Source organism: Exilibacterium tricleocarpae (assembly GCF_007004655.1).
GTDB lineage: Bacteria > Pseudomonadota > Gammaproteobacteria > Pseudomonadales > Cellvibrionaceae > Exilibacterium > Exilibacterium tricleocarpae.
In genome coordinates, this window is sequence record NZ_ML660104.1 from 17,678 (window position 1) to 42,926 (window position 25,249).

The 25,249-nt window shown below is 58.3% G+C and carries 19 protein-coding genes; 11 read left to right on the plus strand and 8 right to left on the minus strand.

From position 1 onward, the window contains the following. Positions 1-52: 52 nt before the first annotated feature. The 4 genes from FKG94_RS22250 to FKG94_RS22265 all read right to left on the minus strand — a co-directional run bounded on the left by FKG94_RS22250 (position 53) and on the right by FKG94_RS22265 (position 6,851). Positions 53-436, minus strand: a complete 384-nt coding sequence (locus tag FKG94_RS22250; RefSeq protein ID WP_142929154.1) for a hypothetical protein — start codon at positions 434-436, stop codon at positions 53-55. After that, a complete protein-coding gene (locus tag FKG94_RS22255; protein WP_142929155.1) occupies positions 433-3,105 on the minus strand; it encodes a reprolysin-like metallopeptidase in 2,673 nt (890 codons plus the stop codon). Before FKG94_RS22255 ends, FKG94_RS22250 begins: the two co-directional genes overlap by 4 nt. Before the next feature lie 192 nt (positions 3,106-3,297). Beyond that, positions 3,298-5,379, minus strand: coding sequence for a hypothetical protein (locus FKG94_RS22260; RefSeq protein WP_142929156.1), 2,082 nt, complete (start codon positions 5,377-5,379; stop codon positions 3,298-3,300). A 695-nt stretch (positions 5,380-6,074) separates the two neighbouring features. Further along, positions 6,075-6,851, minus strand: a complete 777-nt coding sequence (locus FKG94_RS22265) for a TSUP family transporter (protein ID WP_142929157.1) — start codon at positions 6,849-6,851, stop codon at positions 6,075-6,077. A 213-nt stretch (positions 6,852-7,064) separates the two neighbouring features. Between FKG94_RS22265 and FKG94_RS22270 the strand changes: the two genes are divergently transcribed. The 8 genes from FKG94_RS22270 to FKG94_RS22305 all read left to right on the plus strand — a co-directional run bounded on the left by FKG94_RS22270 (position 7,065) and on the right by FKG94_RS22305 (position 14,403). Beyond that, a complete protein-coding gene (locus FKG94_RS22270) occupies positions 7,065-8,549 on the plus strand; it encodes an amidase (RefSeq protein ID WP_142929158.1) in 1,485 nt (494 codons plus the stop codon). Between the two features lie 103 nt (positions 8,550-8,652). Then, a complete protein-coding gene (locus FKG94_RS22275; RefSeq protein WP_142929159.1) occupies positions 8,653-9,552 on the plus strand; it encodes a DNA-formamidopyrimidine glycosylase family protein in 900 nt (299 codons plus the stop codon). Positions 9,553-9,592: 40 nt separating this feature from the next. Then, positions 9,593-10,033 carry an SRPBCC family protein gene (locus FKG94_RS22280; protein WP_142929160.1) on the plus strand — a complete coding sequence of 147 codons (441 nt, stop codon included), beginning with the start codon at positions 9,593-9,595 and terminating at the stop codon, positions 10,031-10,033. A 421-nt stretch (positions 10,034-10,454) separates the two neighbouring features. Further along, positions 10,455-11,615 carry a hypothetical protein gene (locus tag FKG94_RS22285; protein ID WP_142929161.1) on the plus strand — a complete coding sequence of 387 codons (1,161 nt, stop codon included), beginning with the start codon at positions 10,455-10,457 and terminating at the stop codon, positions 11,613-11,615. Then, positions 11,612-12,172 (plus strand): GTP-binding protein, encoded by a 561-nt coding sequence (locus FKG94_RS22290; RefSeq protein WP_142929162.1) that lies wholly within the window; start codon positions 11,612-11,614, stop codon positions 12,170-12,172. Before FKG94_RS22285 ends, FKG94_RS22290 begins: the two co-directional genes overlap by 4 nt. Further along, complete coding sequence (locus FKG94_RS22295) at positions 12,165-13,496, plus strand: phosphatase domain-containing putative toxin (protein ID WP_142929163.1); 1,332 nt, start codon at positions 12,165-12,167, stop codon at positions 13,494-13,496. The genes FKG94_RS22290 and FKG94_RS22295 overlap by 8 nt, the downstream gene beginning before the upstream one ends. Before the next feature lie 42 nt (positions 13,497-13,538). Next, a complete protein-coding gene (locus FKG94_RS22300) occupies positions 13,539-13,940 on the plus strand; it encodes a hypothetical protein (RefSeq protein ID WP_142929164.1) in 402 nt (133 codons plus the stop codon). 64 nt (positions 13,941-14,004) lie between these two features. After that, on the plus strand, positions 14,005-14,403 hold the full coding sequence (locus FKG94_RS22305) for a roadblock/LC7 domain-containing protein (protein ID WP_142929165.1): 399 nt from the start codon (positions 14,005-14,007) through the stop codon (positions 14,401-14,403). A 149-nt stretch (positions 14,404-14,552) separates the two neighbouring features. Here FKG94_RS22305 and FKG94_RS22310 read toward each other — a convergent pair whose 3' ends face one another. Genes FKG94_RS22310 through FKG94_RS22320 form a run of 3 tightly spaced genes read right to left on the minus strand, consistent with a single transcriptional unit; the run spans position 14,553 to position 16,853 of the window. Then, positions 14,553-15,554, minus strand: a complete 1,002-nt coding sequence (locus FKG94_RS22310; RefSeq protein ID WP_142929166.1) for a GlxA family transcriptional regulator — start codon at positions 15,552-15,554, stop codon at positions 14,553-14,555. A gap of 33 nt (positions 15,555-15,587) precedes the next feature. After that, positions 15,588-16,130: a thioredoxin family protein gene (locus tag FKG94_RS22315; RefSeq protein ID WP_142929167.1), complete on the minus strand. Its 543-nt coding sequence runs from the start codon at positions 16,128-16,130 to the stop codon at positions 15,588-15,590. Between the two features lie 15 nt (positions 16,131-16,145). Continuing rightward, the gene (locus tag FKG94_RS22320) at positions 16,146-16,853 is read right to left on the minus strand and encodes a hypothetical protein (protein WP_142929168.1); all 708 of its coding nucleotides are present in this window, start codon (positions 16,851-16,853) and stop codon (positions 16,146-16,148) included. A gap of 499 nt (positions 16,854-17,352) precedes the next feature. Between FKG94_RS22320 and asnS the strand changes: the two genes are divergently transcribed. Together asnS and FKG94_RS22330 are read left to right on the plus strand one after the other, a co-directional pair. Beyond that, positions 17,353-18,750, plus strand: a complete 1,398-nt coding sequence (gene asnS / locus FKG94_RS22325) for an asparagine--tRNA ligase (protein WP_142929169.1) — start codon at positions 17,353-17,355, stop codon at positions 18,748-18,750. Positions 18,751-18,813: 63 nt separating this feature from the next. Continuing rightward, positions 18,814-20,622, plus strand: coding sequence for a DUF885 domain-containing protein (locus FKG94_RS22330; protein WP_142929170.1), 1,809 nt, complete (start codon positions 18,814-18,816; stop codon positions 20,620-20,622). A gap of 93 nt (positions 20,623-20,715) precedes the next feature. Here the strand turns inward: FKG94_RS22330 and FKG94_RS22335 are convergent, their stop codons facing one another. Then, positions 20,716-21,471, minus strand: coding sequence for a PEP-CTERM/exosortase system-associated acyltransferase (locus FKG94_RS22335; protein WP_142929171.1), 756 nt, complete (start codon positions 21,469-21,471; stop codon positions 20,716-20,718). Positions 21,472-22,349: 878 nt separating this feature from the next. Here FKG94_RS22335 and FKG94_RS22340 point away from each other — a divergent pair. Next, positions 22,350-25,247, plus strand: coding sequence for a bifunctional diguanylate cyclase/phosphodiesterase (locus FKG94_RS22340; protein WP_142929172.1), 2,898 nt, complete (start codon positions 22,350-22,352; stop codon positions 25,245-25,247). Positions 25,248-25,249: the final 2 nt, after the last annotated feature.

Below are 25,249 nucleotides of genomic sequence, written 5' to 3' on the forward strand. Positions count from 1 at the left end.
AAGCCGAGACGGGCCCGCAATCCGGCTTGCCGCCACACCGATTGAGCTGGGCTTATCGAGGCAACCGGCGCGACTTGCAGGCAGCGTAAACGGCGGGATTGTAGTGTTCCGTGTAGCGGCGCACCTGCTGGCGTAAAGGCAGTTCCGCCTCGCTGTGAATCACGTCGCCGGTGCCCTCGAGATATCTGACACCGCACAACTGCTGCGCGGCGGCCTGTTCGGCGGCCGGGATACCCGGTATGGCAACGCCGCGACCGGGAAAGGTCAGCAGGCGAAAATCTCCGCGGCCAATGGCCCGGGCGATATCCTCTTCCACCACCGCTGCGGTTACCCAGGCCAGTGGCTGCGGACTGCCGGCGGACTCGGTCACGGCAGTGGCGCAACCCAGTAGCGTGGCCAAAGCAGCGAAGCCCGCCAGTTGATGGAATACATTCATATCGGTGTCCGTGTCTGCGCTTGCTGCCGGCGCCGGCGCAGTCGGGCCAGGCCCAACAGCGCCAGCAGCTCGAGCCAGCCCGGAGCGCCACCACCCCCGCCGCCGCTGCCACCCCCGTTGCGGTCGCCGCCGCTGCTACCACCTCCGCTGCCGGGATTTGCGGCGCCGACATTCATGGTGGCGGTGCCTATTGCCGTGGCGCCGTTTTGATCGGTTACGGTGTACTGAATCACTTCGGAGCCGGTGAAACCTGCTGCCGGTGTATAGGAGAGCTGATTGCCGACGATGCTGACGGTGCCGGCGCCGCTGTAGTCGAAAGCCGTGAGCGTCAGGCTGTCACCTTCCACATCGGTGTCGTTGGCCAGCACGTCGACCAGAGTTGCACCACTGTCCGGGGTTATCGAGACGGTGTCGGCAGCCGCGACAGGTGGATCGTTGACCGGGCTGACAGTGATTGTCAGTTCGAAAGTGTCGCTGTCGGCAGCGCCGTCATTGACCGTCACCGGCACCGTCAGGTTGCCGTTAAAGTTCGCGGCGGGTATGACCGTCTGGCCCGAGACCTGGTAGTTGTTGCCGGCTTGTATCGTCAGCGTGAAGTCATCCGGATAATCGTTGTCGAGGTCTGTCACCGCGAGATCGCTGAGTTGAACAGTGCGGTTGGAATCTTCGCTGATAGTGATGGCCGTTTGCCCGACAATCAGCGGTACGAACGGCGCAGTGCTGTTGTCGATAGTGAAAGCGCCGCTGTTGACGGCGAAGAAAATATTGTCGCTGCAGCGCACCAGGATTCTGGCCCGATCGGTATCGGCATTGGGCGCCGGCAGCGTATGGGTGCCGTCATTGGGGGTGGCACTTACCAGCGGAAAGTTGAAGCTCTCACCGTCGTCGGTGGACAGGTAGATATCGACATTGTCGCAATTGACCGGTGGCCGATCTGTGTCGGCGACGTCCCAGGTGATCTCGGCCGGCCCCGAGCCGTCCCAGCGCGCGGCCGCCGCCGGTGTGGTCACCCGAAACGGGCCGGCGCTGGTGACCGTTGTGATCTGCATATCGTCGAAGGCGCTGCCGCCGATACTGTTGCGCACAGTGAGGCGAAACCGTAGCGTGCGGTTGGTGGTGGGGTAGGCTTCGCCCAGGCTGGTGGTTTGCCGTACCACATCCTCCAATTGGGGAAAGTAGCGCCGGGGCGACGGCGACGGATAGCGGGAGCGAAAAATGGGTCGCCGGCCATCGTCCACCATGGTGGCGGCGTCGCTGGAGGCGGGGCCCAGATCGTACTGTTCCCAGGTATAAGTGAGTTCGGGGGCAAGGCGGGCGGCGCTGGTGTCTTCGCCGTTGCCTTCGAGTATAAAGGCGGTATTGGCCGGGATGGTGACATCCGCCGGCGCCGTGGCGCGGGGCTGCCTGTTGTCGGCGATCGGCGTGACGGTACCGCAGTTGGCGCCGGAGCCGAAGGTGATGTGATTGGTCATCTGTTCGATGGAGCGCGCGTGAAAATAGTCGTTGCTGACAGACTGGATATTCTCCTCACCGCAAATGCCGGCATAGGCCATGATGGTGGAGCCGCTGCCCGGTTCGTAGGCGTTGTCCGCGCGGCGGTTGCCGCCGCCGCAATTACTGGTGGTGCCGTTAAAGGTATGGGCGGCGCCGAACTGGTGTCCCACTTCGTGGGCGACAAGATCAATATAGAAACTGTTGCCGGTGGGCAGCGTTGAGCCGCTGACGCCGCGGGCCTTCAGGGTGTTGTTGCAAACCGCGCCCAAAAATGCCACGCCGCCGCCGTCGGTGGTGAGCACATGGCCGATATCGAAGTTACTGTTGCCGATGTTTTCCGATAGCACGGTGGAGTTGGTGGTCAGGTCGCTGCTGTTATTATTGTTTGCAAACGGGTCGGAATCGGGGTCGGTAAAAATGATGTTATCGTTGTTGGCGACCAATTCCAGGTTAACGGCGATCTCGCGCTCGAATACGTAGTTGAGGCGATTTACCAGTGTCGCCACCGCCTCCAGGGCCCGGGTCGGGCCGCCGTGAAAGGCGGTGTACTCCCCGGTGGTGCTGACCGCCAGGCGGTAAGTTCTCAGACTGACCGGATCGCCGAACTCTCTGGCGGCGGTGCCGGTCAGCACTTTTGCCGCGACGGGGGCACCCTCCAGCACTTCATCGGCGGGCAGGTTGGCCAGTGGCTGCGCATGTCTTTTGTAGTAACTCAGGTATTGCCGGTTGTTGCCCCGTTGTTCGGGGTCGATAAAAACGGTTTCGCCGTTGTACTGAAACATACCGTGAAAACCCCGGCCGGTCACATCGAAGCGGCCGTGGTTTTGCGGATTGCCAACCTCGTGGCCCTGTAGGGTGACTATCGAGGGATACTTCGCGGCCAATGCCGCGTGCATTACGCTGGCCGGTCGCAGCCGGAAGCTGGCCATAGTGCCGTCGGGCAGCGGCACGGCCAGGGTCAGGTCGGACTTGTCGGTCCGCAATTGTGCCTGCAGCGCGTCGATATCGCCGAGCAGGCGGCGCGCTTCGACGGCCTTGGCGTTGAGCGCCGCCGCTGCCGGGGCGGCGGCTTTGTTTTGCAGGTAGTCCGGCAGGTCCTGCCAGAGACTGTCTGCGGCAACGTGCAACGGCATATAGACGCCGGCGACCAACAGCAGCCGTTGAATTGCTCCCATATCACACCTCTGGTCATAAACGGACAGTTTCACGGGTATTCCGGTCTGCTGTTTGTTGCAGGTGTGCCGGTTACCTCCCTACCAGTTTAGACATTCTCGTCCAGCCGGGAGAATGACTGCCTCACAAATTTCCCGGGTGGCTTGAGACGCCGTTCTTATTTACGGCGACGGCCTGATATCAACAGGGTTCTCTCAATCAGTCGCAATACCCCCGCCGGACACCCCCGGCAGAGCCAGCATCTGCGTACCTGCCCTCTCATAACTGACCGCCGCCATAGTGGCGCCGGCGGCAACCAGGTTGTAGGCACCGCCCCGGAATGCCGTCCAGGCTACCCCCTCGTCAATCTTCCAGGTGTGCGCGGCGCTGCCGTCGGTCAGCCAGACGTTGCCCGTCGCACCGCCTTCAAACAGCAATAGCCAGCCCTTGTAGGCCTGGGCTGTGCGATAGATACCGCCGGCATTCTCTCGCTCCTCGGGACGGACTCGCAACTGGCCGGTAATACCGACTGCGCGACTCAGAGCGTCAAGATCGACCGGACCGGTAGTGGTGGCGAGCAGGGCCAGGCCGTCTTCCAAGTCGTCATCACCGCGGGTGATCACCAGGGTTTGTCCCCGCTCGTCCGTTCCCATATAGCCGACGGACTGAGGTACCGGCAGGTCGAGCGGCACTGTCCAGGCAAGCTCCAGCAATAAATCCAACTCCACCAGTTGCCGCGGTTGATCCGGTCCGCCGACACCCGCACCGAGTAGCAGTACCCGCTCATTACCGGCATCGTCATACCAGACAGCGACATTCGCCTGTGCATCGGGATGGAAGTCGGGCACGGTCTGCGGGCTGCCGAAGAAGTTGGCATCGAGACGTCCGGTTGTCTCATTGGCCCGGAAAATCCAGCTGAGTCTCTGTCCCTGGAAGGGGGGCGTTTTTATGGCGTGGACCTCTCCGCCCGGTTCGACAGTCGTTGCCGTATCCGTCTCTTGCCCCGATGCGGAGATTCGAACAAAACGATTGGATAAGAATAAATAGTCTATCCCCACTATGTCGGCGCGGGGTGAAACCGGTATTAAGCGAACGTGTCCGTTCTCATCGGAGTTAGTTGTTACCTCCCGAGTCTCCAGATTGCTGCCGATACTCCAGACGTGGTAGAAGGGGCCGTCCGCTCTCTGGGAAACAATTGCCATATAGGCCACATTGTCGGTGAACAGGGTTTGAAAAATCGTGCCGGCGGGAATCTGGTCCATCGGGCGCCAGCTCACTCCGGAGTCGGAGAATTCCAGTATTCGCGCGCCGAAATCCGGATGCAGCACCGCCTGCTTGTCCAGCGATGTGTAGGTATCAACAGCATAGGAGCCGGGGTCACCGGATTCCAGCAGAAACTTTTCGCCATTGCCGTAGGTCAGGTAGATACCGGGATTTTCCGCGCGGGGGTCGCCGTATACCAGGTACTCGCGACAGGACAGTGACCAGTGCTGTTCATCGCGATTTTCACCCGGCACCTGTCGGTCGAGTTCGCACCGCTGGGTGCCGCCGACAGCCGTTATCGATACCGTGTCCAGGGGACTGCTGCCAGTGGGGAAACGCACGCTTTCCTGTTGTATCACTATCGGCTCCTGATCGGCGAGCGCCAGCGTAACCGGATAGGGCAAAGCTGCGTCGATGACAATATGATGGGTAACAACGCGTTCGGTGCATTCAATGTTATAAGTGAAAGCAAGGGGTTGGTCGGTGGCGACAAACTCGCCGGCGCAATTTTGCAATGCCGGCATAGCGGTTATCGACGGCTCCACCAGGACACCCGGTCTGGACTCGATCAGCGCCCCGGTGATATCGCCGTCGTAACTGCGATTCTGATCGAACCATTGCACTCCCAGCTCACCCTGCAGGCCGGCAATGGTCACCCGCAACTGCAACGGGTCCGGCTCGGCACAGGTGATGGTCAAGTTGTAGCCGTTGTCCGTTTCGACCAGTTCATAGTCAGAACAGTTTTGATACTGCGGACCGCTATATTCAGGTGCGCCGCCCGCAGGTCCCGGGGCCTCGACGTTGGTGCTGAGTCTATCCGGATTGAGAACGATGGTTTGTCCTTGCCAGGTCACCGTTAATTCGGCAACCAGGCCGGACACGGTTACCTGCAATTCACGATTTTGCGGGCCGGGGTCTACGGGATTGGGATCGGGGTTGCCGGGGTTGGAACTTGATCCGCCGCCACCGCCACACCCCGTGATTGTGAAAAAGAGTAACGAGACAAAAAACGGCAGTATCCTTTTAGCTTGCATGTGCGAGCTCCTGTTTTGACTAAGTTGCTTCCCGTTCGCGCCGAGTATCGCTTGCCAATATTGAGTTGCCGGTCCCCGGTTCGCCTCATTTTCGAGCGGCGATGTTCAGAGGCCGGCTTTGACGCACGTTCAGGGCGGCGTGTTAGAGTTTTCCATCAAGTAATTTCTGGTGCGCTATTTTTCAATGCAGTGTTTCAGCACAATAAAAAAGGGAAAAAGAAAAAGCATCCTAGCATACCCATCGGGCCCCTTCTTGATTGAAGTCACTATTTTGCACCAGGTTTTATATTGAATTTATGTAATGTACGTTACGAAAATTTTCTTTGCTGATCGTTATCTTTTCTGATTGCACAACACGAAATAGAACCATAAAAGCCAAAGTTGGCTGGCATCTCTGGATTCTATAGTGGGATACCCCTCCGTCAGAATAGTGTGATGTGTATATCGATTGTTACGCGCTGGTCGGTTTGGGATAAAACCAAAAAAAGTTCGTGGCGATCGCTGCGCATTCTGACGGCACAACACTGAATGGAACCTGAACGGCTTGGTACAACTGATACGCTTCGAGTCTATTGCGGGAGATAGTTTCGCCAGCACAGTGTGGTGTGCGTGTCAATTGGCAATCGGTAAGTGGCTTCTGGGAAAACTGGATAGTGGCCCCGAAGTGCGAACTTTTATACGAAGCGTTCAACCGGTTAGGTTATGACCCGAACCAGGCCAACCAGGCTGACCAACAACAGGGCGCTGCCCAGAATCCGAAAAAACCGAGAGGTTTCCGCCCTCAGCATATAGTCGTGCAGACGCAGCCCGAGTACGTGACCGACGGCGGCACAGGGTAACAGCCACAGGTGATGCACCCATTGCAGGTCCACCCCGACGTAGATAAAGGCCGCCATTTTGATCGTGACCAGAATGAACCACAACACAAACAGCGTGTCGCGCAACTGGTGCCTGGCGACGTGGTTGGCGAATACCGCTACCACCAGCGGTGCGCCGATCAGCGAGGTGCCACTGATATAGGCGCCCACCATCAGAAACAGGATATCGACAACGCGACTGTTGCTGCGGAAAGGTTTATTGAGAATATAGGATACCGAGTACACCGCGATAATACAGAAAATGATGGCGGTCATAATATCCGCCGGCAGTTTGATCAGGCCGACCACACCCATCAGTTTCGGCACCAGCATTACCGCCAGCGCGAACTTGAGGTAGTGCCAGTCTACCGTGGTGACCCTTTCTGTCGGTGGCATGGCCTGTGCCTTGCGGTGATTCAGGTACACCGTCAAGGAGGAAAACACCAGCAGATGAACCGCGATCAGGGGCAGGTAAACCAGTGGTCGATCGTCCACCAACAGCAAAAAAGGCAGGGAGAGCACATTGCCGCCAAAGCCCAGGCCCGATCGCACAAAGCCGCTCCATATGAAAATGGCGGCGATCAACAGGTATTGAAACCAGAGTAGTTCAGACATAGTGCGTGAGGGCCCAAATGGCTGCCAGCCGGTGGGGCGGCATTATAAGAGAAGCTGCCGGCGGCGTCTCGCGCCGGCGCAGCAAAAAAGCACTGTTCACACTGTGGCGGAGCGGGCATTATTCCCCTTGGGCCCGGCGGCTGCAGTCACCCGCACAACTGTTACGGTAACCATTGCCACCTTAAAAATAGTCACCCAAAAAAAGCAAAAATCATGTTCAAAGAATATACCGAGTACGATGCTACCGGCCTGGCCGGTTTGGTGGCGGGCCGCCAGGTAAGCCCCGCGGAACTGCTGGAAGCTGCCATCGATCGGGCCGAGCGGCTCAATCCCCAGCTCAACGCCATTATTACCCCGATGTACGATGAGGCCCGCCAGCGCCTCGAACAGGCGTTCACCGGTCCTTTTATGGGGGTGCCCTTCCTGTTGAAAGACCTGCTGGCGGCCTATAAGGGGGTGCCGCTCAGCAACGGCAGCGAAGCTTTTCGTCACTATATACCGGACCACGACAGCACCCTGGTAACGCGCTTTAAAGCGGCGGGTTTGAATATTTTCGGTAAAACCAATACGCCGGAATTAGGGTTAATGGGAGTGACCGAGCCCCGCGCCTTCGGCCCGGCGCGCAACCCCTGGAATACCGAGCGCACGCCCGGCGGGTCCAGCGGCGGCAGCGCCGCCGCGGTGGCCGCCGGTATCGTGCCCATGGCCGCCGCCGGCGACGGCGGCGGTTCGATCCGGATTCCCAGTGCCTGTTGCGGTCTGTTCGGTTTCAAGCCCTCCCGCGGTCGCGGTCCCGCCGGGCCCGATTTTGGCGAGGTCTGGGACGGCGCCGCCGTGCAACATGTGATCAGCCGCAGTGTGCGCGACAGCGCTGCGGTTCTCGATGTTACAGATGGCGAGGAGCCCGGCTCCCCTTATCCGTTTGCCGGCGGTCAGGGTGCCTACCTGAGTGCGGCACTGCAGTCGCCGTCGCCGCTGAAAATCGCCTTCGATACCCGTTCGCCCCTGGGCGGGCCGGTAGACGCCGATTGTGTGGCGGCGGTGGAGGATGCCGCCGCGCTGCTGCAGTCACTTGGCCACAGTGTCGAACAGGCGTGCCCGGCTATCGACGGCCGCCGTGTTGCGCACTGTTACCTGACTATGTATATGGGGCATGTGGCCGCCGAACTGGCCACCATGGCCCGTGCCACCGGCGTCTCTGTCAGGCGCCTGCGAGTGGAGGAGACGACCCGCGCGCTGGGCATGTTGGGGCGCGCCCTGTCCGCCGAGACGTTTGTTACCTGCAAATTGGCGTGGAACGGCTTCGCCCGCGAAATGGCGCGTTTCCATCAACAATACGATATTTATCTAACCCCGGTCACCGCGGCGGCGCCGTTACCGGTCGGGTATTTTGAGCCGGGCAGCGGGGAAAAACTGTTTTTGCAACTGGCCAATCGGCTCAACCTGGGAAAATGGTTGCTGAAAAGCGGTGTTGTCGACAAGATGGCGATGCAGGGTCTCGAGAAGCTGCCGTTTACGCAACTGGCCAACCTAACCGGGCAACCGGCGATGTCGGTGCCGCTGTATTGGAATGGAGACAGTTTGCCGATTGGGGTGCAGTTTATCGCACCTATGGGGGCTGAACGGCGGTTGTTGAGCCTGGCCGGGCAGTTGGAGCAGGCGCGCGCCTGGGCACACAGATGGCCGCCGGTCGCCTAGCGCCGATTTGCTGTTTAGCGTCGGTCGGCTGCTGATTTTGGCTAAGGGCCCGCCGGGTTTGAAAGTTTTGGCTGGTTTGCCGCTATAAATAGAGGTGCTTTGAATGCCGGAATATCCCGATATCACTGTCTACCTGGAAGCCTTGGAGCGGCGGATTCTCGGGCGGTCGCTGAATACGGCTACAGTTAATAGCCCCTTCTTGTTGCGGACTGCCGTGCCGCCTTTGGCAGAATTTTTTGACAGGGAAGTGACAGCGCTGGAGCGGATCGGCAAACGTATTGCCATTGGTTTTCGCGGTGAACTGTGGATGGTCTTCCATCTGATGATAGCCGGGCGCCTGCACTGGAAGGTTGCAGGTGCCAAGCCTCCCGGCAAAAGTGCGTTGATCAGCCTGGTCTTTGACAATGGCCTGTTATACCTGACCGAAGCCGGCACCAAAAAGCGCGCCTCGCTGCATCTGGTTAGCGGTGAGGAGAATCTCCGTGCCCTGGACCCCGGGGGTATCAATGTGCTGGCGACGACGGTGTCAGAGTTTTCCGAACGCCTGTGTGCCGCCAATCACACCCTAAAGCGCGCCCTCACCGACCCGCGGATTTTCAGCGGTATCGGCAATGCCTATTCCGATGAAATCCTGCACCGGGCGGGCCTGTCTCCCATCGCCATGACGCAAAAGCTGAGCGATGAGGAAATCGGGCGCCTGCACGCGGCGGTAACTGCCATGTTGGAGCTGTGGACGGACAGGCTGCGCGCGCATTACGGCGATGATTTCCCCGAAAAGGTCACCGCGTTTCGGGACGATATGGCGGCGCATGGGCGTTACGGCCAGCCCTGTCCGGTGTGCGGGACACCTATTCAAAGAATTCGCTATGCCACCAATGAGATCAACTATTGTCCGACCTGCCAGACTGGCGGCAGGGTGTTGGCCGATCGGGGGCTGTCGAGATTGTTGAAGAAGGACTGGCCGCGCTCGGTGGACGAACTGGAGAAGTTGAAACCCCGGTAGAGGGTAAGGCTTTAGAGATTCAAACCGGAGAAGATGGGCGATGAACGTGACCCTTATTCGAAACATAGCCGCCCCGCCCGATGTGGTGTTCAATACCGTTGCTGATATCAGCCAGTATGCAAAGGCAGTCCGACAGATCATCAGGGTGGAATTTTTATCGGAAACCAAAACCGGGGTCGGCACCCGTTTTCGCGAAACCCGGATGCTGGCCGGGCGCGAGGCCGCGACGGAATTGGAAGTCACCGAGTTTTCACCCAACGAGCGGGTGCGCCTGGTGGCCGACAGCCACGGCACTGTTTGGGATACGGTATTTACCGTGACCGCTCAGCAGGGGCAGACCGAGTTGATCGCGGTGATGGAGGGGCGGGCGTATAGATTACTGCCGAAAGTCATGAATTGGCTGATTGGCGGTATGGTTAAAAAAGCCGTGGCCAAAGATATGGATTTAGTGAAAGCGTATTGTGAGAGAGCGGCCGGTTAAACCTTCAACCCGCCTTAACCCCGAACGTCGCACAGTATCTGTGCAGTGCCAAACCTGCGGTGGCACGGTGCGGGGACGGACCTTCAGCTCCGTCCCCTTAGAATGGGACCACTCCCTTGTGTCGAAATTACCTGGTCCCGTATTCTGCACGCTTGTTTTCTATCGCAAAAACAAACCACCGGCGAGACTCTGCGTCTTCACTCAGCGCAAAGTAATAGCTTTAAACTTTCTTATCTCGAAATACAATAAATAAACTGCCTGTACCGCCGGGATAGTGCCCCTGCCGCAGTCACCTTGCCAGATCACAAATACCGTCTATAACTAGTTACTGTAGCCTAGGTTGGGAAAGCTATCACCGGGAACTGACCATTTAAACCGGCATGTCTTACGAGTGGGCATGTTGCATAGAAAGGAACCAGCGTTGTCGGACGGACAGGGTACAGAAGTAATTCGTGTTGCCACCATCGGTATGGATGAAAACGGCAAGTCCAGGATGTCGTTGATCTTCAAGACCCATTACAAAGGCAGATGCGCACTATCTGCTATTGACAATGCCCATGTCTTGCTTGTTGATACTCATGCCAAATCATCGGATGAGTTGACGAAGTTGCAGGAGTTTATCGCAGGCGGTCTGAAAATACCTTATATCATTTTGGGCAAAAAGCTGGATGCCGACCCCGATGCCATATGTGTCGCGCACCCGCCGAAACTGAATCTGTTGTGGGATTGTATCGCCGAGCAGACCGGCAGCCGGATAAAGGACCTGGGAGTGGCACACAGGAACGGTCTGCTCAGAGATTTGAAATCCATTAATCTGAAAACATCGACGAGCCCTAAAGCTGCGGAATCCGCCAGGAGCAGGCAGGCGTCGACCCTTATCCGGGATGCGGAGCTTGGCGGTTTTCAGGGAAATGCGAAGACTTTTTTTCAACCGGACGATTTCCTGTTGGGGCGGCTGCAAAAAACGATTGAGGAGGCGCGCCGGCGGTCCAGTTCCCTGCAACTCAAATGCTGGGACAATCGACGTATTATCGTCTATCCGAAGTCGGGATATGTGCTGTCGGACCTAAAGCCGGCACAGCTTAAAAATCTGGGTCTGGTGCAGATGGTGAATTCGACCACCATCGAAATAACCAGCTTCGATGACAATGCCCTCCATAAACTGTCCGAGTGCGATGTCAACGAAGTCTGGGTGCTGCCGATCGAAGTGCTGTTGTGGAATCTGGCGTTGAGAACTTCCCGCGGGCGCCTGCCCCAGGGAACTTCCCTGACGAAAAGATACCGCTTGCTGCGCTGGCCCAACTTTACCCGTATGGATCAGTTTCCCAATTGTATGAGAATAGCCTCGGCCTGGATAAACAAAGCGGCCACGCTCGGGGAAATTGCCGCCGGCCTGGGTGTGGATGAGAAATATATCAATCTGTTTTACACCGGCGCGCTGGCGATCAATCTTATCGACAACTCGGAGCAGGGCACCGAGCACACGACCAATACAACTATGACGACCAAAAAGCGCACGCTCTTTACCGCTATCCTGAATAATCTCGCCGCCCATCGAAGCAGGTCGAAAGAGCGCCTATGAGTACCCAGAACAAAATTGTTTTTACCGGTGTAGTCGGCGCGGGAAAAACAACGGCGATTACCCACTTAAGCAACATTGCCCCGATCACCACCGAGCAGATCGCTACCGACGAAACGCGCAGTAAGAAAAAGTATACGACCGTAGCCATGGATTACGGCAGCATCCGACTGGATAACGGCGAAGTCCTGCACCTCTACGGCACACCCGGGCAACAGCGGTTCAATTTTGTCTGGGATGTACTGATCGAAGGTTGTATCGGGCTGGTGTTGCTGATGGACCACAGCAACCCCGACCCGCTGCAGGACCTGCGTTTGTTCCTGCGGTCTTTCGAGAAGTTTATCGCCGACCACGCAGCGGTGGTCGGGGTGACCCATATGACATATGCCAGTGGCCCAAAGCTGGACGATTACCATCAGGTATTAAAGGAGTTTGGGTTGAACCTGGCGGTGTTCGAAGTGGATACGCGCAATAAAAACGATGTAGTGATTCTGGTGCAGGCGCTGTTGTACACCCTGGACCCGGGACTGGCAGATACCGAGTTGAATAAGCATGAATGAACACGTACTGGCGCTGAAGGACTATGGTGTGGCTTTCGGAGAGCGGGAGATTCTCCATGCGGTCACTCTCGAGGTGCCGGTGCGCGGCGTGGTGGTGTTGATCGGGCCGGTCGGTACCGGTAAATCCACGCTGCTGCGAACACTGTCGGGTTTCAACGATGCCAGCCCGTCGCTGCGAACCTGGGGCGAGGCCAGCTATCTGGAGGCGCCGCTGAACGGCGCGCAACGGCCGGTCCTGGTGGCGCAGAAGGCCAAGCTGATAATGGCCTCGGTGAAGGAGAATATTGTCTACGGACTGCCCGAGCGCGACAACCTGAACCGGTCCCAGCAGGAAGACGTGGCGGTGCGGTTGCTGCAAATGGCGGGGCTGGCGGATTTGGTGGATAAACTGGACGCCAGCGTAGTCGATCTACCCCTGGGCGTGCAGCGTCATCTGGCGATTCTGCGTGCCGTTGCCGCCAACCCGAAGCTGGTGATGGTTGATGAGCCCACGGCGGACCTCGACGAGGAGTCCTGTCGGCGCCTGCTGGACTACCTGATTAGTGAGGGACAGCGGCGGGCCGTGTTGGTGGTGGTGCACAATCAGAAGCACGCGCGCAAGCTCGGTGGCTACACCGCACTGCTCGCCGGCGGGGTGATGCAGGAAGTCCGTTTGACCGAAGACTTTTTCGCTGACCCGCAGTCGCAGCCGGCCCGGGATTTTGTGCGCAGCGGTTCCTGTTGCGTCCCCTCGGTTGGAGCCGGCGCCGTCGAACCGCTCGAACCGGTGGAAAAGCCGCCGGTCACCGCCGGCAAGGCACCTGTGAGCGGGGGTAAACACCGCTATGTCAGTGATGCTTTCGGGCCCCGTAATTTCCTCTGGCTCAAAGCCGGCCTGCTGGCGGGCACCCCGAAACCCGGCCTCTTTGTCGACCTCGACTATGATTTGAGCGCCTTGCGACGGGTCGGTGTCGAGGTGCTGGTGACGCTCACCGAAACGGCCTTCGATACAGAGGCGCTGGCGGAATATGGCATCGAGAGTATCTGGTTTCCGATAGCGGACATGAGTTGTCCGCAGGTCGATGCGGCGATTGACCTGTGCGACAAAATCGAGGGTTATATAAACGACAAAAAGCCGGTCGCCCTGCACTGTCATGCCGGCATGGGCCGCACCGGTACCATGCTGGCGTCGCAGTTGATCTGGGAGGGTGCGGCCGCGCTGGACGCCCTGGAAGCGGTGCGCCGTATCGAGCCCCGTTGGGTGCAGTCGGAGCAACAGGTGAATTTTTTGGAAAAATTTGCTCAGGCTTTAGAAAACTATGCTAAACCTAATAGGCAGAGATAAATTTATAGTCAACCTCATGCTTAACGAATAAGGAAGTGTAGTATGTCTTTTGAAGCTTTGTTGCAAAAAGCCATGGCGACCATTCCCGATTGTCTGGCCGGTGGCGTGTCCGATATTTCCACAGGTATGCTGTTAGGTGTTAAAACCGTCGATTCCCACCCCGCAGAGGTGCTCGAATTGGTGGCCGCCGCCACGGCCGATCTATATCAGGGTTCCAATGTGCTGTCGATTGAAAACATGTTTAAAAAATCGCGCGGTGTGGAAAGTGACGAACACTACTTCCAGGATATGTTTATCACCAGCACCAATCTCACCCATGTGTTTTTGCGCTCGAAATCCAACCCGGATCACGTCGCCACCTTTGTCTGCAGAAAGACGGCCAATATGGGTATGGTGATGAGTAAAGCCAGGAGTGCGATGCCGGCGATCGAAAAAGCGCTTTGAGTCGGTGCAGAAACTGGAATACTGATGAGATGACTGGTCATGCATTCCCCGGTTGAGCGCGCGTATGGCTGAAAAAAAGAGCAGGGAAACCCTCACCCGGCGAATAGTGTCGATCCTGAAACTTTTGAATACGAAAAGCGATGATATGGAGGCGTCCGCGCTGATTTCGCGAGACGGTATCTGTATCGCTGCGGATTTGCGCCAAGGGGTCAATTCGGATCGCTTGGCCGCCATGTGCGCCACGTTGCTCGGCCTGGCCGACACCGCGGTCAAGGAACTGGAGCGCGGCGCCCTGCAGCAGGTGTTGTTATACGGCAGTGAGGGCATCCTGTTGTTGATTCAGGTCGGCAAAGACCACGTACTGGCACTGGAGGCCAAACCGAGTATCAACGTCGGTATGATTCTCCTGGATGCGCGGAAAACCGCCAAGATGCTGGTGTCCATGGTGCCGCGGCAGAGGTAGACCTTAGCGGCAAACCCGCTGTGCCCAGATATTTTTTCTCTCGAATCCCAAGCCTGCCGTTTTCGTTCCGGGGATGTCCCGATTCCCCGAGAGCGCAAACGGGGTGCTCGACTGCTGGAGCCTTGAGGTCACGTCTTCGAATCCCCGTCTCAGGAGAAAATTTTTCGTTGCGGCTTGCCGCCATTCTCCCGATACGCCGACGGCGACATGCCGGTGTATTGGCGAAAGCGCCGGCCAAAAACCGTCAGCGATTCGTAACCGGTGTCAAAACAGATATCCTGAATGGGGTTTTGCGTGTTGAGCAACAGCTCCTTTGCCATTTCGAGCCGATAGTGTTGCAGGTAACCGCGGGGCGACTCTCCGGTTGCGCGCTTAAAACGCCGGGTGAGATTGCGTTGGCTGATGCCAAAACGCGCAGCCACTTCCGGGATGGTAACCGGCTCGGCGTAGTGTTTTTCGAGCCACTGTTGTACCGCCAGTATCGCGGTGTCCTCGTGCTGTTTGAAATCATCGACATTGATTGACACCCGGTGGTAGTTTCGGCGCGAGCCCATGGCGCAAAAGCGCTCGCACTGCTGGGCAATGGTGGTGCCGCAAAACTGGTTGATCAGGTGAATGTAGATGTCCATGCTGGCGTTTATCGCACTGCTGCAGTACAGCCGGTTTTGCACGGTCAACATCTCCGCTGCCTGCAGGTCGACGCGGGGGTAGCGGCGGCGAAAGTTATCGGCGTAATGCCAGTGGGTGGTAGCGGTGGTGTAATCGAGCAGTCCGGCCTCGGCCATCAGGAAAACACCGGTCAGCTCACCAAAGATAATCGCCCCCTGCCGATGCTGGCCCTGTAACCAGGGGTAGAGAGGGGCGTTGGCGGCCAGGGCCTGGGCGTTTACCTGCGCCATGGTGGGTAAGACCACCGCGTCGTATTGCGCGCTTGCGGCGAGGCCGGTATCCGGCGTGATGGGTATGTCGCCAAGGGTGATGACCGGACGGGTGTCGAGACCGACCATATCCACGGTGACGCCGCAGTGGCCGAAAGTCTTCGCGACGTAAAACATCTCCCGGGGCATGGTGGCGGAACTGCTCCAGGAGCCGTTGGTCACATAGACGGCGATTTTTCGCAAGGCGTCTGTTTTAGGGGCGTCTTTGTTCAAGGCGCCCGCTTCCGCCGGCCACTGCCGGGTGTCTCACTTCCATTTGATGCTGCAGCCGATGCCGGGCACTTGTTCCATATCGATGTGCCCGTGTTCCAGCAACTGATCAACGGCGGAGCGCAGATCGCCGCCGGTAACCGGTTCGCCGCTGCCCGGGCGCGAGGCATCGAACTGGCCGCGGTACACGCACTGCAGTTGCGCGTCGAACAAAAACAGGTCCGGGGTGTGGGCGGCATCATAGGCTCTGGCCACTTGCTGGGATTCGTCGTAGAGATAGGCAAACGGGTAGCGGGCGGCGGCGATCTGCTCCGGGCCGTCTTCGGGGTAATTGTCGGCGTCGTTGGCGGAGATGGCGATGATACCGAGCCCTTTGTCCCGATAGTCCCGGGCAAAGTCGATCAGTCCCTGCTCAATGTGTTTGACATACGGGCAGTGATTGCAGATAAACATAACCAGGGTGGCCCGATCGCCGCGCAGTTCTGTGAGTGTTCGCCAGGTGCCGCTGCTCGGCTCCGGCAGTGAAAAGTCCGGTGCCGCTGTGCCCAGCGGCATCGTGGTCGATGGAGTCAGTGCCATGGATATTACCCTCTGTTACCGATGCATGTCCGACTTTTTGGTGGCCATTTTCTCGTTCGGCATGGGGAAGATATCGCCGTCGCGAACGTGGCTGAGCACCCAGCGCTCGAGGCTGGAGTAAGAGCCGCCGAGCGAGTTATTGGGTATGCCCTGCAGCGTCTGGTACTCGATATTGCTCAGTTGACTGTATTTGAGCAGCGGCCAGGTGCGGGCCCAGAACTGGATACCAAAATTGTCGCCGTAGATTTGCAGGATGTAGTGCTTGTCAAAGTAATCCGAGGACAGATTGACAATCAGCATTTCGAAAAAGCCGGCGGCGGAGTGAATCGCCTGCGCCTGTTCCATCGACAGATCGCTGACGGCGTTTTTCAGGTTGTCCATTTTGCTCACCAGTTCCGGCCCCGACACCCCCGCGGCGTTGAAGACCTGGAGCCCGTCGGCCAGTTCCCGTTCCGCCGCATACAGCAGGTTGATAAACTCCGGGCGCGAGAAGGGATCATAACTGGCAATAAAGTTTACCGTGCGGTCGCGCTTGCGGCTCTCCTCGGTGCGGTGCAGGTAGTTTATGGTCACCGAGCCGGCCAGCAGCGCCGCCAGCAGTATGCTCATGGGGGCCACCAGCACGGCGTAGTCCCGCGAGACCGCCAGGGTGGCGCTCACCATATAGCCCAGGGCGATGCTGAGCACTATCAATACCGGTATCAACACTTTCATCCTGATCATTTTTTATTCTGCCTGAGAGGTGTTTTCTGAGCGAGCCAGTATGGGCGGCCTGTTATGATACCCGATTTGGGATAGGCTCCCACCCCGCAATCTGCGATCCCGGTGCCCGGATTCGAGGTTGCAGAGGGTTCCGATGGCCGGTGCAGGTATCGATTGCCCTGATGGCGCATGTACGATCGGAACCGCACCCCCCCCCCCCCCCGCCGGGCCGTGGAGTGGCACGTAAAAGCTTTAGAACGTTAAACTACCCGGGATATCCTGTCTCAGCCCGCGATAGCCATCAGAAGCAGACCGGTTTCCTGGCACCGTTTTGCGAAAGTCGATGCGATTCGGATTAGACCCGCTGAGGGAAGACGGTTAATGTACGTCAGTAGTATCTATGTAGCACCGAAAGACAGCAGCCCAGCAGTGCCACCGGCGTTTGCGGCACACCCCGCCGCCGATACCCTTGTGCCCCCGGCGGCAAGCTGTCAATCCCACTCAAGGAGTCATGTCACCTATGCATACTGTAACTGTCGCCGCTTTGTTTTCCGGTGAGGTGAGGGTCGGCAGCCCGGTCACCGTCAAGGGCTGGGTACGCACACGGCGCACCTCCAAAGCCGGTATTTCCTTTGTGGCGCTGCACGACGGCTCGTGCTTCGAGCCGATTCAACTGGTGGTCCCCGAGACCCTGGAAAACTATGCGACCGAGGTCACCGGCCTCGGTGCCGGCTGTGCGATTATCGCCAGCGGCGAGTTGGTGGAGTCCGAGGGCCAGGGGCAGACCGTCGAAGTGCGGGCCGATCGGATCGAGGTGGTGGGTTGGGTCGACGATCCTGAGTCCTACCCCATCGCCAAGAAACGCCACACCTTCGAGTACCTGCGCACCCAGGCCCATCTGCGGCCGCGCACTAATGCCTTCGGCGCCATTACCCGGTTGCGCAACACCCTGGCCAATGCCATTCACAACTATTTTCACGATCGGGGTTTTTACTGGGTCAATACGCCCATCATTACCGCCAGCGACTGCGAGGGCGCCGGCGAGCTGTTTCGGGTATCGGCATTGGATATGCACAATCTGCCCCGGGACGATAAGGGGCAGCTGGACTACTCGCAGGACTTTTTCGGCGCCGAGAGCTTTCTCACCGTCTCCGGTCAGCTCAACCTGGAGGCCTATTGCCTGGCCATGTCGAAGGTCTACACCTTCGGCCCCACCTTTCGGGCCGAAAATTCCCATACCAGCCGCCACCTAGCAGAGTTTTGGATGGTTGAGCCGGAAATTGCCTTTGCCGATCTGGAGGACAACGCGGCGCTGGCAGAGGACTTTCTCAAGCACTGCTTTCGCACCGTGCTGGAGCAGCGCCAGGACGATATGGCATTTTTCGCCCAGCGGGTGGACAAACAGGCGATCACCCGGTTGGAACAGGTGATTGATGCGGAGTTCGTGCACCTCGATTACGGCGAGGCGATCCGCATCCTGGACAACTGCGGGCAGAAGTTTGAGTTTCCGGTGACCTGGGGAGCGGACCTCGCCTCGGAACACGAGCGCTATTTGAGCGAGCAGCATGTCAAGGGGCCGGTGGTGGTAAAGAATTATCCCAAGGACATCAAGGCGTTTTACATGCGCCTGAACGATGACGGCAACACCGTGGCGGCGATGGATGTGCTGATGCCGGGCATCGGCGAAATCATCGGCGGCAGCCAGCGCGAGGAGCGCCTGGAAGTACTCGATGGGCGCATGACGGCGCCGGGGCTGGCTGATGAGTTGTGGTGGTATCGGGATTTACGCCGCTACGGCACTGTGCCCCATGCGGGGTTCGGGCTTGGGTTCGAGCGGTTGTTGAACTATATCAGCGGGATGGAGAATATCCGCGACGCCATCCCCTATCCGCGCACGCCGGGCAACGCGGCTTTTTAAATCGACATCGCAGCAGGTGTAACTCTCTGCGCAACACTTACCATTTTTAGGGGAAATACAGATATGGGTAAGCTGGCAAAACCACTGTGTTGTTTTTTACTGTGTATCACTGCTGCCACTGCGTCTGCCGACCTCTCCCGCCTCGCCACCGAGGTCGCCGCCATCAAAAGCGGCAACGCTTTTAAACATCCTGACGAGCGTTTAACGGCGCTGTTGGACCTGGTCTACGACTATCAAATGACCGAGTTCCCCGAGCAGGCCACCCGCCACGGCTACCCGGGCCAAAACCACCGCTGGACCGACTACTCGCTGGCGGCGATCGAACGGCGCCAGCGGGAGGTGCGTGAACTGTTGGCCCTGCTCGAGCGCATTCCGATGGCACAACTGAGCCCGGCGGCGCAGTTGGACTACCAGTTATTGCAAAACGAACTGGAGATGAATGTCGCAGCTCAGGCTTTTCCCGATCACCTGCTGCCGCTGAACCAAATGGGCGGCGTACAGCAGCTGGTGGCGCAGGTGTTGGGTTACACCGCCCCGCAAAGCGAGCGCGATTACGAGGATATGCTGAGCCGCCTGCAGCGGGTGCCCGAACTGGTCGACCAACATCTGGCACTGCTGCGGCGGGGCTTGCAGGAAGGTATCACGCCACCGAAGATAACCTTGCGCGATGTGCCGCAGCAGGTGCGCAACCTGTTGGTGAAGGAGCCGCTGAACAGCCCGCTGCTGGCCGCCTTCAAGCAGTACCCCCAGGGTATGTCGGCGCGGCAACAGCGGCAACTGACAGAAAAGGCCCGCCGCGCTTTTGCCGAGCAGGTGACCCCGGCCTATGAAAAACTGCTGCAATTCCTGGAGGACGAGTACCTTCCGGGCGCGCGGGAGCCGGTGGGTCTGTCGGCCCTGCCGAACGGCACCCGGTGGTACGCGCATCGGGCTGCGCGCTCCACCACCACCGAGCTGACACCGCAGCAGATCCACGCTAAGGGTTTGCAGGAAGTTAAGCGCATACGCCGGGCCATGGACGAGATTATCAAACAGACCGGGTTCCGGGGCGACTTTGCCGCTTTTGCGCGTTTTTTGCGCACCGATCCCCAGTTCTACTACGATAGCAAGGAAGAGTTGCTTCGCAGTTACCGCGATATCTCCAAACGCGCCGACCCGGAACTGGTGAAGCTGTTTGGCGTGCTGCCCCGGCTGCCCTACGGGGTGGAGCCGATTCCTGCCTATGCGGAGAAATCCCAGACTACGGCGTACTATCGCCCCGGCTCGCCCGAGGCTGGGCGCGCCGGCGTTTTCTTCGCCAATACCTATAACCTGAAGAGCCGGCCCAAATGGGAAATGGAGGCGCTGAGCCTGCATGAGGCGGTGCCCGGCCATCACCTGCAGATCGCCCTGGCCCAGGAGCAGCAGGGTATGCACCCCTGGCGGCGGCAGTTGCTGCATATCACTGCTTATGTGGAAGGGTGGGGGCTCTACTCCGAGAGCCTCGGCGAGGATATGGGGTTTTATCGCGATCCCTACAGCAAGTTCGGCCAGCTCACCTACGAGATGTGGCGTGCCATCCGCCTGGTGGTGGATACCGGCATGCACCAACTGGGCTGGAGCCGCCAGCGGGCAATCGACTTTTTTATCGCCAACAGCGCCAAGACCGAACACGATATCGCCGTGGAGATCGATCGCTATATCGTCTGGCCGGGCCAGGCATTGGCTTACAAAATAGGCGAATTGAAGATTAAGGAATTGCGCGAATACGCCCAGGGTGAATTGGGTGAGGCCTTTGACATTCGGGCATTTCACGACCTTGTGCTGGAGTCGGGACCGGTGCCGTTGAGTATTCTCGAAGCGCGTGTCAGGGCCTGGGTGGCGTCCGGTTAGGCGCGATTACCGCCTTCGGCCCGTTCCCTGTGTTCCTGGTCGCTTGTCCTTGTTGCCCCGCCCGTCTCATAGTGCCGCGGACCGGGGTATCGCTCAGGCCCGGGCGGCACAGGGGTTGGCAAACTCGGGTCTTTGATACAGCGATCTGTTGATCTCGAAAAACAGCTCCCCGACGCCGTCTCTCAGGTAGCGCAGCGCATTATCCCTGTGAATAAGGTAAGGCGCGCGCGGACCCTGGTAATCGATGGTTTTCCCTACCCGTTCGAAGTGAATACCAAACTGGCGCAGTTGCTGTGCTAGTTGGGGGTCCAGCATGGCCACGCCGTAGTCTGCGTCGCTGGCCATCAGCATCGACAGGGCAGCGAGCAACAGGCTGACCGGGATAACCGGAAAGCGGCCCCGCCGCTGTCGCTGCTCGAGCGTCTGCTGCGGCAGGTTGATTTCCCGGCCTTGATCGCTGTGGCGGCGTCGCAGGCCGGCGACAACGGCAAGCCGGGAAAACTCTGCTACCTGTCCGGGTAAAAATTCATCGGGGTCAAAGCGGTGCCGGTCCAGGGCCGCGGCACAGTGACGTTCGAAAGGCAGCGGCAGTTCCGGTGCCAGCGGGTTTGCCTCTACCAACCTGACGCAACCGACCGGATGCTGGCTGCCTTTGTGGATCAGCAGGCTGTGGCGGGAATGGTTGTCATACTCATCCCTTTCCCTGCCGTCGGGGCAGTTTTCCTCGGCTTCATACCCGAATTCCCGGCAGTACACCTGGTAGCGAATCCTGAACGCCTGTTCCTGCGAGTCCCGGCTGTCGGCCTTACAGACATCGAAATAACGTTGGAAATGTTGGGCGGGGTTCATCGATTCATTTACCTGTTGGCGTTGCGGACCTTGTGATGCAGAGTTTTTCCACCGCCATTCATTGAAAGTAAGATGTCGCTGATCGTGTTGATACACACACCCGGTTATGTTAACAGTGATTACCAAATAGCGGCAGGTGAATAATTCACAAAGGGTCAGGGGCGCAATTACGATTTATCCGTTGACACCGACGCAGTCGTTGTTTTCGACAGCGGCTGGCGCAACCGGCCCGAGACTCCGGCTTGCCTCCCGGGACAGCCACTCGGCCAGTGTGGCGTCGTGGCTTATCGATGCACCCGGACGCTGTTTTGAGATGGGTCCGGGAAGTGTATCTGCAGCCGTCCGCAGCGGCCGGATCGCACGGCGCACAGGGCGTTTTCGCGCCGAAAAGATTTCGCCAAATGGTTATTCAGGTTCGCGTCTTTATGGTTTAATGGCCGCTTCCGGCTGCGGACACGCCGGTAAATGGGGGGTTAATCTTTGATTGGACGGCTGTTTTTGAGGAGCGGTTGAAGGGCGGTATTGTGTGGCCGACACCTGTTACCGGCTCTAACTAACCTGCTACCGACCTTCACAAAAAAGTAAAAAATAATGCAAATGTATCTATTTCATCGCGCCGTTCTTTTTCTGGTTTACTATTAGACGTTTCTGACTCTGGTTGCAATGGCACGTATCTTGGTTATATGCTTTTTCCCGCCAGCCAGTGTTGGCTGGCCGCGCTTACCCGCGTTGCCGCCAGTGGCGGGTCTTGATGTTGCCGGGGTTCGCACGTTGTTAGCATTCTCCTCTGTGATATTGTTCCCCTCAGCACTTTTCTCTTCAGCTCCCTTATCTCCAGCGCCTTATCCCGCGACACCTTGCCCGGAACCGCGGCGACCATGAAAAAAAGTTTTCTAAGCCTCAAGTGGCAAGCCGTCCTGAGTGTCAGCTTTATTCTGGTATTGGGGGTGGGGCTGATCACCTATTTTGGCAAGAACAACCTCGAGCAGACCTATGTCAACCAGCGGGACCGGGTTTTTCAGGACCGGCAAAAGGCGGTAGCCGGCGCGCTGCAAGCGATGCAGTTGCAACTGTTGCAGTTGGCGGGCCATATGCAAGGGCTGGCCGGGGCGACTGAGGAGGGTGTCGGTTCGGCAGATGCGCTGCGCCGCACGCTGGAGTACAACTGGGATCAGTTGAACTTCGAGTGGGATGTCGATGCGATGGTTCTTTACAATACGGTCGGTAGTGTGATCGATGCCTGGGGCGGCGGCGTGCCGGCCCAGGCATTGTCGGCTCAATGGGTCGCCGAAGCCAATCGCGTGGAGGCCCCGGTGACCGAGATCTGGTGCGATAGGTCTTGTTGGCAAACGGTTAGCGTGCCGGTATTTCTCAACACCTCGACCGTGGGTGTGTTATCGCTAACCCGGTCCCTGGCGGGCGCCGTATTACAGTTTCACGATGCGACGCTGGCCGATGTGGGCATCCTGGTGCCGCGCCGCGCCGGCGCTGCTGAACCCCTGGAAAGCATGTGGCCGCTCGGGCACTGGCAACACGACCTGGTTGCGCTGACCGGGGCCCCCTTGACCTACAACGTACTCGAACAGATGTCATCCGGTCTGCCCATCGCCGAGTTGGCGCGCGCCCGGGCGATCCAGGTCTGGGAAAATCGGCATTACGAGATCAGTTTGATTCCATTGGGCCAAACCAGCGACGCCAAGGGTGCGCGCATGGTGGTGTTGGAAGACGTGAGCGCTGATGTTGGGCGCCTGCAGTCGACGCTCGCCGGTTTTTTCCTCGCCGCCATTGCTATTTTGCTGCTGGCCGAAGCGGTGTTGTTATGGTTGCTGTGGCTGCCCATGGTGCGTTTGCAGGTGGTTGCCAAGGCGCTGCCGCTGCTGGCGCAGAGCAACAGGGACATGACCCTGAACCTAACCCAGCTGCGGGGGCCGAGGCTGATTCGCAATGAGATCCACGATTTGTTTGATGCCGCTATTCTGCTCTCGCGCAAGCTGGAGCGGCTTGATTTAACGGTCAAGTCGAGAACCAAGGGATTGAAGCGTCGCAGTCGCGAACTGCTGGAAGAGCGCAATTTTGTTACCACCCTGCTCAACAATGTGCATGTGGTCATTCTCACCCAGGATCGCCACCGGCGCCTGCGGCTGTTGAACACGGAAGGCCAGCGATTGACCGGTGTGGCAAAAAATGGCCTGCAACACGTGCGGTTTACAGACTATATAGAGGATGATCAAAGGGGCGAGATCGAGCGCGGTATCGAGGCCCTGTTTGCGGGCACAGCGTCGCAATTTCACCATGAGAGCGACTTTATCAGTGATTCGGGCAAGCGCCTGCATATGGATTGGTACCATTCGCACCTGCCCAACACCAACGCCGAAGACAGCCTGGTGCTGTCTGTCGGCCTGGACCTGACTGCCCGCAAAATTGCCGAACGCAACCTCGCCTGGCTGGCCGATCACGACCCGCTCACCGAGCTTTTCAACCGCCGGCGGTTCCAGACTGAGTTTGCCCAGGCGTTGAAGAAATACGACCGCTTCAAGCAGCCGGGTGCGCTGGTGTTTTTCGATGTCGATCAATTCAAGACGGTCAACGATGCCAGCGGCCACCCGGCCGGCGACCGCCTGTTGTGTGAGATCGCGGTGAAGCTGGCCCATGCGGTGCGCGATACCGATACGCTGGCGCGCTTGGGCGGAGATGAATTCGCGGTGTTGATGGAGCAGACCAATCGCGACGGCGCCATTGCCCTGGCGAATAAACTGTGCGAGTTGATCAGCGACACCGAGGTGATCGGCAACAAAACACTGCACCGCATAACCATCAGTGTGGGTATCGCCCTGTATCCGGAACATGGCGAATCTGTGGACGAGTTAATGGCCAATGCCGATTTTGCCATGTATAAATCCAAGGCTGAGAGCAATGCCCGGAGCAACTGGCATCTCTACTCGGCTGATGCGCCGGAAAGGTATGAATTGCAGAAACGGGTAGACTGGAAGGCCCGCATCAAGGACGCGCTCGACGACGGACGATTGCTGTTGCACTACCAGCCGATTTTGGATGTGAGCGGCAATTGTATTTCTCACTACGAGTCCCTGGTGCGCATGGTTGACGAACGCGGTGAATTGGTACCGCCCGGTATGTTTATCCAGATTGCCGAGAAAACCGGGCTGATTCATGAGATTGACCGCTACGTGGTCAATATGGCCGTGGCTGCCCTGGACAGCTTCCGCCGCCAGGGCAGGGATATAACATTGTCGGTGAACCTGTCGGCCAAGGCGATTGCCAACAGTGATTTTGTCGCCACGATCGAGGGACTGGTGAAAGCGTACAACATAGACCGTTCGCACCTTATATTCGAACTCACCGAGACCTCGGCGGTGGAGGATATAGTGACGGCGGCGGAGGTTATCGGGCGCTGTTGTAAGCTCGGTTACAAATTTGCCCTCGATGATTTTGGAGTCGGCTTCGCCTCCTGGTTCTACCTGCGGCGACTGCCGGTGGACTATGTGAAAATTGACGGGTCTTTTGTGCGCCATCTGGCAAAAAACTTTGAAGATCGTTTATTCGTCAAGGCGATTAACGATGTGGCGCAGGGATTGGGTAAGAAGACCATTGCCGAATTTGTGGAAGATGAAATAGCTTTGGAACTGTTGACGAAATTTGGTGTGGACTACGCCCAGGGTTATTTCATCGGCAAACCCCAGCCGTCGCTCTTGCCGAGCGATCAGAAGCTTGCCGGTATCGCGCCTGCCGAAGTGATGACAGAGTTAAATACCCAGTAGTT

Coding starts and splice junctions, on each gene's coding strand:
- FKG94_RS22250 (WP_142929154.1), bottom strand. CDS start 436: ATGAATGTATTCCATCAACTGGCGGGCTTCGCTGCTTTGGCCACGCTA.
- FKG94_RS22255 (WP_142929155.1), bottom strand. CDS start 3,105: ATGGGAGCAATTCAACGGCTGCTGTTGGTCGCCGGCGTCTATATGCCG.
- FKG94_RS22260 (WP_142929156.1), bottom strand. CDS start 5,379: ATGCAAGCTAAAAGGATACTGCCGTTTTTTGTCTCGTTACTCTTTTTC.
- FKG94_RS22265 (WP_142929157.1), bottom strand. CDS start 6,851: ATGTCTGAACTACTCTGGTTTCAATACCTGTTGATCGCCGCCATTTTC.
- FKG94_RS22270 (WP_142929158.1), top strand. CDS start 7,065: ATGTTCAAAGAATATACCGAGTACGATGCTACCGGCCTGGCCGGTTTG.
- FKG94_RS22275 (WP_142929159.1), top strand. CDS start 8,653: ATGCCGGAATATCCCGATATCACTGTCTACCTGGAAGCCTTGGAGCGG.
- FKG94_RS22280 (WP_142929160.1), top strand. CDS start 9,593: ATGAACGTGACCCTTATTCGAAACATAGCCGCCCCGCCCGATGTGGTG.
- FKG94_RS22290 (WP_142929162.1), top strand. CDS start 11,612: ATGAGTACCCAGAACAAAATTGTTTTTACCGGTGTAGTCGGCGCGGGA.
- FKG94_RS22295 (WP_142929163.1), top strand. CDS start 12,165: ATGAATGAACACGTACTGGCGCTGAAGGACTATGGTGTGGCTTTCGGA.
- FKG94_RS22300 (WP_142929164.1), top strand. CDS start 13,539: ATGTCTTTTGAAGCTTTGTTGCAAAAAGCCATGGCGACCATTCCCGAT.
- FKG94_RS22305 (WP_142929165.1), top strand. CDS start 14,005: ATGGCTGAAAAAAAGAGCAGGGAAACCCTCACCCGGCGAATAGTGTCG.
- FKG94_RS22315 (WP_142929167.1), bottom strand. CDS start 16,130: ATGGCACTGACTCCATCGACCACGATGCCGCTGGGCACAGCGGCACCG.
- FKG94_RS22320 (WP_142929168.1), bottom strand. CDS start 16,853: ATGATCAGGATGAAAGTGTTGATACCGGTATTGATAGTGCTCAGCATC.
- asnS (WP_142929169.1), top strand. CDS start 17,353: ATGCATACTGTAACTGTCGCCGCTTTGTTTTCCGGTGAGGTGAGGGTC.
- FKG94_RS22330 (WP_142929170.1), top strand. CDS start 18,814: ATGGGTAAGCTGGCAAAACCACTGTGTTGTTTTTTACTGTGTATCACT.
- FKG94_RS22335 (WP_142929171.1), bottom strand. CDS start 21,471: ATGAACCCCGCCCAACATTTCCAACGTTATTTCGATGTCTGTAAGGCC.
- FKG94_RS22340 (WP_142929172.1), top strand. CDS start 22,350: ATGAAAAAAAGTTTTCTAAGCCTCAAGTGGCAAGCCGTCCTGAGTGTC.